The organism is Microcoleus sp. Pol11C3, assembly GCF_036701485.1.
Lineage (GTDB): Bacteria > Cyanobacteriota > Cyanobacteriia > Cyanobacteriales > Microcoleaceae > Microcoleus.
In genome coordinates, this window is record NZ_JAUBQW010000183.1 from 1 (window position 1) to 10,289 (window position 10,289).

Sequence of the window (10,289 nt, forward strand, 5' to 3'; positions counted from 1 at the left end):
TTTAATAATTTCAAGAATCGTGTATTAGCTTGCTTTTCTGATTAGATAAACTTATAACCATAAGTTCAGGAGAGCCGTTTAATCTCTAATATGTGCCGCACTCGATCGCGCAATTCGCATAGAATCACTGCTGCCAACGCTTCTTCCGGCTAAAGAATTCCCCGAATAGATATTCACGTTTTTTACCGACCTCGCAAATCGGCGATCGAAAATCAATCTAAAATCTCAAATTTAACCATGATACAAGCCCACAAGCCAAAACTCACCTTTGAAGAGTACCTCACCTACGAGGACGACACCGACAACCGCTACGAACTAATTGACGGAGAGTTAGTAATATTGCCGCCCGAATCCGAACCCAACAACGCCATTGTCAGCTATCTTTTTTTAGTCCTCGTCAATACTGGCATCCCTTGGCGGTGTATCAAAACACATATTTGCGAAATCCAAGTTCCGATCCTGCGCGAGGGCGACGCAGCTAACCGTTACCCCGATTTGGCGGTTTTGCGCCCCGAACACATCTTGCTGACAGCAACCAGGCTAACCATCACCCAAACTATGCCACCTCCTCAGTTGGTTGTCGAGGTTGTTAGTCCAGGTAGAGTTGGGCGCGATCGCGCTTACATTAGCAAAGGAGCCCAATATGCGGCGCGGGGCATCCCTGAGTATTGGATTGTTGACCCTCAAGAGCAAATTGTAGCCGTACTTCAACTAGAATCGGGTGAGTATGTCGAAGTTGGGATGTTTCAAGCGGAACAAACACTTGTTTCTCCAACATTTCCGCAGTTGAATTTAACGGCTGGACAAGTTTTGGGAGGAGAGTTTCAGTTGTAGAATGCGCCAAATTGCATAATTTTCACCTAAGCTACCTTGGGGCAAATTTCGACTTTGACAGTCATACCTACTTTATTGAGCATTGCAATCAGACTGTCAACGGAAAACTGCCCTATTTTACCTTGAGTTAGAGCTTTGATTCGATCGTTGGACTGTTGGAGATGTTGAGCCGTTTGATCGAGAGTCCAACCGCGCTCTTTAATCTGATGAGTCAGGGCGAGAATTAGTTGCGATCGGATTAGTAAGTTATCAGCTTCTTCAGATGAGAATCCGAGGTCTAGAAAGATATTATCGACTGCTTGGGTAATAGTATTTTCGCTCATTGTTCCGGTTCTCTTGAGTTTAAACGATTTTGTAACAACTCTTGGTAGCGTTTCTGCCCAACTTCGATATTTTTCTTGGCTGTTTTCTGAGTTTTCTTTTGGAAGGCATGGAGCACATAAATAGCTTCTTCAAATCTAGCAATATAGAAAACCCGATAGGCATTTTCTGTCCGAATCCGAATTTCTTCAACGCCTTTACCTACGATCGACATCGGTTTAAAGTCTGGTGGTTGTATGCCCTGCTGGAGAGTCCAAAGTGAAAAACCGGCTTCTTTTCGGGCATCTTCAGGAAGAGATTGGATTTCTTCGCGGGCAGGGCCAACCCACCGAATCGGCTTGATGGTCATCGAGTTTGTTGAGAATCGAATACTGTGACAATTATACTCAAGTATTGCCTTAAGTATTTTATTTCTTCAGCGCTCTATGTCGGTTAGTTCATCCGCCGATTTGAGACATGGTGCGGCTGTAATTTCCTTCAGTAGTTCCCGAATCCCGCTGCTTGAAATTAATCTCCGGTTTAATCTCTAATATGTGCCGCACTCGATCGCGCAATTCGCCTGTAGACACCCCATTCCGTAAAGCAGTTTTTAAGTCAATTTGACCCGTTTCGTTCAGTAGACAAGGCCGCAGCCACCCGTCAGCAGACAAACGCATCCGGTTGCAGCGATCGCAAAAACACTCAGACATCTGGCTAATAAATCCTAAAGTGCCCTTCGCCCCCGGAATTTGAAACACATCCGCCGGCCCATTTCCGCGCACACCCGACTCGGCTAACCCGTATTTGTCGCTAATTTGTTGCCGCAATTCGGCTGATGCTACCCAACCCTTATCGCCAAATAAATCGCCATTGCCGATCGGCATAAACTCAATAAAACGAACGTGCCAATTCCGGTTAATTGTTAACGCAGCCAAATCCAATATTTCGCTGTCATTGACACCGGGAATTACCACAACATTCAGTTTCAGCGGGTCAAATCCAGCTTGATAAGCCGCTTGAATTCCCTCCCAAACCTGCGTCCATCGCGATCGTCCCCGACTACCAATTATCTTATCAAAAGTCTCCGGTTCCAGCGAATCCAAACTAATATTAATCCGGCGCAAACCAGCATTGTAGAGATTTTCCGCCATTCCCGCCAGCAAAAAGCCGTTGGTTGTCATTGACAAATCTCGCGTTTCCGGCAAAGATGCGATCGACCTTACCAATTCCACCACCCCAGGCCGCAGCAGCGGTTCCCCACCCGTCAAGCGAAACTTGGTAAATCCCACGGGTATAAAAACTTCCCGCAGCAGAGTTAGCAATTCCGAGTGAGTTAACAACTGCTGCTGCAATACATAGTCCAACTCGCTACCTTCTGGCATACAGTAGAGACAGCGGAAGTTGCAGCGGTCTATCAAGCTAATCCGAAGGTAGTCTACGGTATCCATGTCAATAGTTTGTAATATTATTTAATTATAAATGCTGACTCGATTTTCTGCAATTATTGATAGAGAGCAATAAACCTGCATCAATTTTTTTTCACCTTCCCCCTCCTCTCTTACTCTGCGCCCTCTGTGGCCTCTGCGGTTAATAAAAAAATATCATTCACAACTCAAATAAACTTGCTAAATATATGTTTTTTGAATTTGAAGCTGATTTTGTAGAAGCCCTGCGCTGTATTCCCATGCAGGTACGTCTCAAGTTAGATACTTGCGGCATTAAATTAAAGTTGCAGGATTGGAATCATTTTAACCAAGCAGAACGGCAAAGTCTTGTAGAGTTACCTTGCTTGACAGAAGCAGAAATTATTGATTACCGAGAAAAGCTAAATCAAATATTAATTCAACAGACAGGCAAACCGGGAACAGATTTGGCTGTTGATGAAAATCCCCCGTGGATGGATGCTGCTACTGTACCGGAGTCTGTTTCAGCTAAAGCGCAAGAGCTCGGCGTGACAATTTCTTTGGCACAGTGGGCGAGTTTGCAGCCTCTACAGCGATTTGCTTTGATTAAGCTTAGTCGATCGAGCCACGAGAATAGAAACTTTCTCCCGGCTGTTAGAGAATTTCACCTCGTTGAATCATAGGTCACTTGCCATGCCTCTAGTTCGTACTTTGCCTAACAGTCCCGCACAAGACTGCACGAACCGCCTGTAAATACACTCCTATCAAGTTATTTTTTGTATCTAAAACTACTAAATGCTGGCAAATTTCAGACATCGCCTATAAAATCAGTATCCAAGACTACTAATTACAGTAAGCCGATCGTGGACTTCTATGCAGATGTATACTGGGACGAAGCATTCGAGTCGGCCAGGAAAACAAGTTGAGTTCAAAGCACAGCCTGCAACCTTTGATACTGTTGCTTGCTACGAACCGATGATGCTACCCCCATCTGGCTGGAAAACGATCCCATACCCCGCTACCCTCACCAATTGCGAGTAGTTTCGACCGCAGTGATTGACGTTCGTTACTTGTTAGAGCCTCACCGTTCATCGCTGTCGCCCCAAAAGTGCTAAAGTTGATTCTTCTATCCGGGCGATCGCGACAACATTATAAATATTCATAAAATCTGCGGCTATCTGCATAAAAGCCTTCGGCGTTGCTGATTTAGGGTATGAAGGGCTAAATATGCAAGTCAGAGAAACCAGTATTCACAAAACTTCGGGATTTTCAAGTTATTTTTTTCATACCCTGATTAAGCAACGCCAAGCCTTCTAGCTTCAGGCTTGGGAACGGTTCGGCACGCTTGCCGAGCCTGGTCAAGTGGCTCAGGCAGACCGTTCTCAGAAACCCATCAAAAAATTCATTTTTTTTTAAGTTATGTTACCTGCACATGGTATTATTCGATGTGAAGTGTACGAGCTGTAACGTTTGTCACACTTGTCGCTACAAGACGGTTTCAACCGAATTAATTGTAGTGGGAGTCAACTAACACCGACTGCTTTAAAAGTCAAGTAACCTTGTCAGATCAATCTCGCGCATCCACCGCCCAAACGCAGGACATCTCTCAGACAGGTTCGTCCGAACCGGAGTCCACTGATGCTATGCAAGATTTCTACAAACTTCAGCAACAGTTGTTTGTAGTCACACTCGCTTTCACAGGAATAATTTTTATCTCTGTGTGGATTTTTTATTCACTCAACATTGCCCTAAATTACTTGATTGGGGCGATCGTAGGTGTGGTTTACTTGAGAATGTTGGCCAAAGACGTTGAGCGCCTCGGCCCGCAAAAGACGAGTCTGAGTAAAAATCGGTTGGCTGTATTTATTGGGTTGATTGTAGTAGCAACTCAGTGGAATCAGCTACACATTTTGCCCGTATTTTTGGGATTTCTGACATATAAAGGCGCGCTCGTCTTTTATATGCTACAAAGCCTGTTCATTCCCGATCCCGTCAATGGGTCAGGCAGTCGGTGAACCCTCCACTGTGTGAACTTCTTGTGAATGGAAATGCTAAATGTCTTAAATGCCTTTAATGCTCTTCCCTTCGCTGTGTTGGAAGTTGGCAAGCATTTCTACTGGCACATAGGCAATCTCAAAGTTCACGGGCAGGTATTCATCACCTCCTGGATTGTGATTGCTCTCCTCCTGATAGCTTCCCTGGCGGCAACTCGCAATATGCAGAGAATTCCGCGCGGGATGCAAAATTTCATGGAGTACGCCTTAGAATTCATTCGAGACTTGGCTAGAAATCAACTCGGCGAGAAAGAGTACCGTCCCTGGTTGCCATTCATTGGCACTTTGTTCCTGTTTATTTTTGTATCGAATTGGTCGGGGGCATTAGTTCCTTGGAAACTGATTAGGTTGCCAGAAGGCGAACTAGCAGCTCCGACCAACGACATCAACACGACGGTAGCGCTTGCTTTGCTGACTTCTCTGGCATATTTTTATGCGGGTTTCAGCAGGCGGGGTTTGGGTTACTTTAAGAAGTACATCGAACCAACCCCAATTTTGTTGCCGATCGCGATTTTGGAAGATTTCACCAAGCCTCTTTCCCTGAGCTTCCGTTTATTTGGTAACATCTTAGCGGACGAATTAGTGGTAGCGGTGCTGGTGCTGTTAGTTCCCCTGTTTATACCTCTGCCCGTAATGATGTTGGGTCTGTTTACCAGTGCGATTCAAGCTTTGGTATTTGCCACCTTGGCAGGAGCTTACATTCACGAAGCATTGGAAGGACACGGCGACGAACACCACGATTAACACTCTGGAATTGGTTAATGGCTAATAGCGATATGTCAGAAATCAACAGTCCAAGGACTAATGACTAATGACTAATTACCAATTACCAATTACCAATTACGCACTATCTGTTTTTCAATCTGTACACAAAGTTAAGGAAAATTATCATGAATCCGACAGTTGCTGCTGCTTCAGTTATCGCCGCAGGTTTAGCTATTGGTTTGGGCGCTATTGGACCTGGCATCGGTCAAGGTAATGCCTCCGGTCAAGCAGTAGAAGGTATTGCCCGCCAGCCGGAAGCAGAAGGCAAAATTCGCGGGACTCTCCTGCTGAGCTTGGCATTTATGGAATCCCTGACCATCTACGGTCTGGTTATTGCATTGGTGCTGCTGTTTGCTAATCCCTTCGCTTAATACTGAAGGACTGCAAAAAGGGGCGGATGTCTTTCCGCCCCAAAACAAAGGAGGAACTAAAAGTGTTTGATTTTGATGCAACTTTGCCCTTTATGGCGTTGCAGTTCCTAGTTTTGATGGTAGTCCTGAACGCTGTTTTCTATAAGCCCCTGACAAAGATGCTCGACGAGCGGGATGAATACATCCGCACCACTCAACTGTCAGCTCAGGAACGCTTGGCGAAAGCTCAGAAATTAGCGCAGGATTACGAACAAAAACTGGGAGAAACTCGCAAACAGTCTCAAGCAGTAATTGCTGTGGCTCAAGCAGATGCCCAAAAAACCGCGTCGGCAAAAGTAGCTGAGGCTCAAAAAGAAGCTCAAGTGGCGCGAGAAAAGGCAGGACAAGAGATTGAGCAACAAAAACAAGAGGCAATGCGCTCGCTGGAGCAAGAAGTAGATGTCCTGAGCCGACAAATTCTTGAAAAGCTATTAGGCACTGCACTGGTCAAATAGCTCGATCGAACAGTTTGAGATTTTGGGTAAATCCTCAAATCTAAAATCGGTTCACCAAACCTGCACGCGCAATTATGGAAGAGTATCATGGGGACTGTTTTATTGCTAGCCACAGAAGCTAGCGGGGAAGGTGGTTTCGGTTTAAATTTCGATATTTTAGAAGCCAACCTGATTAACCTGAGCATTGTTATTGGATTGCTGTTTTACTTCGGGCGCGGCTTTTTAGGGAACATCCTCAGCGAAAGACGCTCCGGCATCGAAGAGGCGATTAAAGAAGCAGAAACTCGCCAAAAAGATGCCGCAGCAGCTTTAGCAGAGCAACAGCAAAAATTGACTCAAGCGCAAGCAGAAGCGGAACGGATTCGATCCGTTGCTGAAGAAAATGCGAAGAAAGCCAAAGAAGCAATTCTAGCTCAGGCAGCGCAGGAAGTTGAACGCATGAAAGCAACAGCAGGTCAAGAGTTGGAAGCAGAGCGGGAAAGAGCGATCGCCCAACTCAGATCGGCGGTTGTATCTATGGCATTAGAAAGGGTGGAAGGCCAGCTAAAAACTAGCTTGAACGAAAACGCTCAACACCAATTAATCGATCGCAGCATTGCCTTACTGGGAGGCTAGAAAGTGAGTAAAGTCAGCACCGAAGTCTTACAGCCTTACGCATCCGCTTTGATGTCACTGGCTAAGTCTAACAACCTCTCAGAGCAGTTCGGCGAAGATATCCGCTCTTTGCTGAACCTGCTAGAAAATTCGGAGGAACTCCGTCTGTTTCTAGGCAGTCCTCTGGTGAAACCGCAGGATAAAAAAGCCGTCATCGATCGAATAGCGGGGTCAGAAATGAACCCGTTGATGAAGAACTTTTTGCGGCTGTTAGTAGACAAAGGACGGATTCTTTTTTTAGAAGGAATTGGCAAAAAATACTTGACCGAGCTCCGAGAACTTAACCAAACTGTTTTGGCAGAAGTTACCTCGGCTGTCCCACTTTCAGACGCTCAGCAGCAAACTGTTCGCGAGAAAGTGCAGGCGATGACAAGCGCAAGGCAAGTAGAAATTGAAACCAAAATAGACGCAGATTTAATCGGCGGAGTCGTGATTAAAGTAGGCTCTCAAGTGATTGATGCCAGCCTGCGAGGACAATTGCGCCGCTTGGGAATTCGATTGAATTCTTAAGAGTTAATAGCTGATAACTATTAGCTAATTTAGTGAGCGGTTAACTGTTAGTAGTTTTGAACAACTGACAATTGACAACTGACAATTGACAACTGACAATTGACAACTGACAAATAACAACTGACAACTGACATGGCAGCAATCAGACCAGACGAAATTAGCAGCATTATTCGCCAGCAAATTGAGCAGTACGACCAAGATGTTAAAGTTTCTAACGTCGGTACGGTTCTGCAAGTAGGCGACGGCATTGCCCGGATTTATGGCTTAGATAAAGCTATGTCCGGGGAATTGCTGGAATTTGCCGACGGCACCGTTGGTATTGCACTGAACCTCGAAGAAGATAACGTCGGCGCTGTGCTGATGGGACAAGGCCTCGGCATCGAAGAAGGTTCGGTGGTAACAGCTACTGGCAGAATTGCTGAAGTCCCCGTGGGTGAAGCAATGTTGGGACGGGTAGTTGATGCTTTGGCTCGTCCCATTGACGGCAAAGGGGAAATTAAAACTACTGAATCTCGCTTGATTGAATCTCCGGCACCGGGGATTGTTTCTCGCCGTTCTGTTTATGAACCGATGCAAACAGGAATTACCGCTATTGATGCGATGATTCCGGTGGGAAGAGGACAGCGGGAACTGATTATCGGTGACAGACAAACCGGTAAAACTGCGATCGCGATCGACACGATTATTAACCAAAAATCGGAAAACGTGATCTGCGTTTACGTGGCGATCGGTCAAAAAGCATCTACAGTAGCTAACATCGTTAACGTCCTACAAGAAAAGGGCGCGATGGACTACACGATCGTAGTAGCAGCCAACGCTAGCGACCCCGCAACCCTGCAATATTTGGCTCCCTACACAGGTGCTAGCTTAGCCGAGTATTTCATGTACAAAGGTAAGCACACTTTGGTCATTTACGATGACCTTTCCAAACAAGCACAAGCTTACCGCCAAATGTCCTTGTTGCTGCGTCGTCCTCCCGGTCGCGAAGCTTATCCCGGAGACGTGTTTTACCTGCACTCTCGCTTGCTAGAACGCGCTGCTAAATTGAGCGATGATTTGGGCGAAGGCAGCATGACTGCTTTGCCAATTATCGAAACCCAAGCTGGTGACGTTTCTGCTTACATTCCGACGAACGTAATTTCGATTACAGACGGTCAAATCTTCCTTTCTTCTGACTTGTTTAACTCTGGTTTGCGTCCGGCTGTAAACCCCGGTATTTCTGTATCGCGGGTAGGTTCTGCCGCTCAAACTAAAGCCATGAAAAAAGTAGCCGGTAAGGTGAAATTGGAATTGGCGCAGTTTGAAGAACTGGCAGCATTTTCTCAGTTTGCTTCTGACTTGGATAAAGCTACTCAAAATCAATTGTCGCGGGGTCAACGCTTGCGGGAACTGTTGAAACAGGACCAAAGTTCGCCTCTGCCGATGAACGAACAAGTGGCTATAATCTATGCCGGTATTAACGGCTATATGGATGACATTCCTGTGGAAAAAGTCAGCAAGTTTACTGTTGGTTTGCGCGACTATTTGCGGACTAGCAAGCCGAAGTACGGCGAAATTGTTCAAGGCGGAAAAGCCTTGACTGATGAAGCTGAGAAGCTGCTGAAAGAAGGCATCGCGGAATACAAGCAAACTTTCTTGGTTTCTGCGTAAATCGAGTGGGAATTTTGAACCGCAGATGAACGCGGATAAACGCAGATAATCTGATGTTCATCTGCGTTTATCTGCGTTTATTCGCGGTTTTAATTAAAAAGATGCGGGCCAGGGACTAAGGAGAAAATTATGGCAAATCTGAAAACTATTCGCGATCGCATTAAGTCGGTCAAGAACACTAAAAAGATTACAGAAGCTATGCGTTTGGTGGCCGCTGCTAAGGTGCGCCGCGCTCAAGAACAGGTGACTGCTACTCGACCTTTTGCCGATCGACTGGCAGAGGTATTGTACGGTTTGGCGGAACGCTTGCAGTTTGAAAACCTGGATTCGCCGCTGCTGAAAAAACGCGAAGTGCGATCGGTGGGACTTTTGGTAGTTTCGGGCGATCGGGGTTTGTGCGGCGGCTACAATAGCAACATCATCAGATACGCCGAAAATCGCGCTAAGGAAATCAAAGCTGAAGGCTTGGACTACAAATACGTGTTGGTAGGACGCAAAGCTACTCAGTATTTCCAGCGCCGCGAACAGCCGATTGATGCTACTTACGCTAACTTAGAACAAATTCCCACAGCACCGGAAGCGGCACAAATTGCTGACGAATTGCTGTCTTTGTTCCTGTCGGGAACTGTGGACAGAGTTGAGCTAATTTACACCAAGTTTGTGTCGCTAATTAGTTCGCGTCCGGTAATTCAAACCTTGTTACCCCTCGACCCCCAAGGTTTGGAAACTCCCGATGATGAAATCTTCCGCTTGACAACGCAAGGCGGACAGTTTCAAGTATCGCGGGAGAAGGTTGCTTCACCTACGAAGAGTTTGCCCCGCGACATGATTTTTGAGCAAGATCCGGCGCAAATTCTGGATGCTCTTTTGCCCTTGTATTTGAACAACCAATTGCTGCGGGCTTTGCAAGAATCTGCTGCTAGCGAGTTGGCTGCGCGGATGACGGCGATGAACAATGCTAGTGAGAATGCTAGCGATTTAATCGGTACTTTGACGCTGACTTATAACAAGGCGCGGCAAGCGGCAATTACTCAGGAAATCCTGGAAGTTTGCGGCGGTGCTGAGGCTTTGAATGGTTAGGTTAGGGTTGACAATTTTTTGATTTTATGCTGTGCGCCTGGGGGAACTCAGGCGCTTTTTTTAAGATAATACGGCGGTTGAAACCGCTTTTACACAAACGAAGTCCCTCTCTAAGATACTAAGGATCGCGAATTAAATAACTTACAATTTTAATTGTTATTGTGGGATGGGCGT

At 46.0% G+C, this 10,289-nt stretch carries 13 protein-coding genes; 10 read left to right on the forward strand and 3 right to left on the reverse strand.

The window, feature by feature from the left end:
* Positions 1 to 237 precede the first annotated feature (237 nt).
* On the forward strand, positions 238 to 834 hold the full coding sequence (locus QUA40_RS25920; protein ID WP_333131196.1) for a Uma2 family endonuclease: 597 nt from the start codon (positions 238 to 240) through the stop codon (positions 832 to 834).
* Positions 835 to 860: 26 nt separating this feature from the next.
* Here QUA40_RS25920 and QUA40_RS25925 read toward each other — a convergent pair whose 3' ends face one another.
* From QUA40_RS25925 to moaA, 3 genes are all read right to left on the reverse strand, one after another.
* Positions 861 to 1,157: a helix-turn-helix domain-containing protein gene (locus QUA40_RS25925; RefSeq protein WP_242717105.1), complete on the reverse strand. Its 297-nt coding sequence runs from the start codon at positions 1,155 to 1,157 to the stop codon at positions 861 to 863.
* Complete coding sequence (locus QUA40_RS25930; RefSeq protein WP_194009249.1) at positions 1,154 to 1,504, reverse strand: type II toxin-antitoxin system RelE/ParE family toxin; 351 nt, start codon at positions 1,502 to 1,504, stop codon at positions 1,154 to 1,156. The genes QUA40_RS25925 and QUA40_RS25930 overlap by 4 nt, the downstream gene beginning before the upstream one ends.
* Before the next feature lie 88 nt (positions 1,505 to 1,592).
* Positions 1,593 to 2,582 (reverse strand): GTP 3',8-cyclase MoaA, encoded by a 990-nt coding sequence (gene moaA / locus QUA40_RS25935; RefSeq protein ID WP_333131200.1) that lies wholly within the window; start codon positions 2,580 to 2,582, stop codon positions 1,593 to 1,595.
* Positions 2,583 to 2,767: 185 nt separating this feature from the next.
* Between moaA and QUA40_RS25940 the strand changes: the two genes are divergently transcribed.
* The 9 genes from QUA40_RS25940 (at position 2,768) to QUA40_RS25980 (ending at position 10,115) form a co-directional block, all read left to right on the forward strand.
* Positions 2,768 to 3,220, forward strand: a complete 453-nt coding sequence (locus tag QUA40_RS25940) for a nitrate reductase associated protein (protein WP_333131202.1) — start codon at positions 2,768 to 2,770, stop codon at positions 3,218 to 3,220.
* A gap of 876 nt (positions 3,221 to 4,096) precedes the next feature.
* On the forward strand, positions 4,097 to 4,552 hold the full coding sequence (locus tag QUA40_RS25945; protein WP_333131204.1) for an ATP synthase subunit I: 456 nt from the start codon (positions 4,097 to 4,099) through the stop codon (positions 4,550 to 4,552).
* A 27-nt stretch (positions 4,553 to 4,579) separates the two neighbouring features.
* The gene (gene atpB, locus QUA40_RS25950; RefSeq protein ID WP_333131206.1) at positions 4,580 to 5,335 is read left to right on the forward strand and encodes a F0F1 ATP synthase subunit A; all 756 of its coding nucleotides are present in this window, start codon (positions 4,580 to 4,582) and stop codon (positions 5,333 to 5,335) included.
* Between the two features lie 146 nt (positions 5,336 to 5,481).
* A complete protein-coding gene (gene atpE, locus QUA40_RS25955; protein ID WP_172184535.1) occupies positions 5,482 to 5,727 on the forward strand; it encodes an ATP synthase F0 subunit C in 246 nt (81 codons plus the stop codon).
* A gap of 26 nt (positions 5,728 to 5,753) precedes the next feature.
* Positions 5,754 to 6,221, forward strand: a complete 468-nt coding sequence (locus QUA40_RS25960; protein ID WP_333131209.1) for a F0F1 ATP synthase subunit B' — start codon at positions 5,754 to 5,756, stop codon at positions 6,219 to 6,221.
* An 87-nt stretch (positions 6,222 to 6,308) separates the two neighbouring features.
* On the forward strand, positions 6,309 to 6,836 hold the full coding sequence (locus QUA40_RS25965) for a F0F1 ATP synthase subunit B (protein WP_333131211.1): 528 nt from the start codon (positions 6,309 to 6,311) through the stop codon (positions 6,834 to 6,836).
* A 3-nt stretch (positions 6,837 to 6,839) separates the two neighbouring features.
* Complete coding sequence (gene atpH, locus QUA40_RS25970) at positions 6,840 to 7,385, forward strand: ATP synthase F1 subunit delta (RefSeq protein ID WP_333131213.1); 546 nt, start codon at positions 6,840 to 6,842, stop codon at positions 7,383 to 7,385.
* A 132-nt stretch (positions 7,386 to 7,517) separates the two neighbouring features.
* Complete coding sequence (gene atpA, locus QUA40_RS25975) at positions 7,518 to 9,035, forward strand: F0F1 ATP synthase subunit alpha (RefSeq protein WP_333131215.1); 1,518 nt, start codon at positions 7,518 to 7,520, stop codon at positions 9,033 to 9,035.
* 129 nt (positions 9,036 to 9,164) lie between these two features.
* Positions 9,165 to 10,115 (forward strand): F0F1 ATP synthase subunit gamma, encoded by a 951-nt coding sequence (locus QUA40_RS25980; RefSeq protein ID WP_333131216.1) that lies wholly within the window; start codon positions 9,165 to 9,167, stop codon positions 10,113 to 10,115.
* The last annotated feature ends 174 nt before the right edge of the window (positions 10,116 to 10,289 follow it).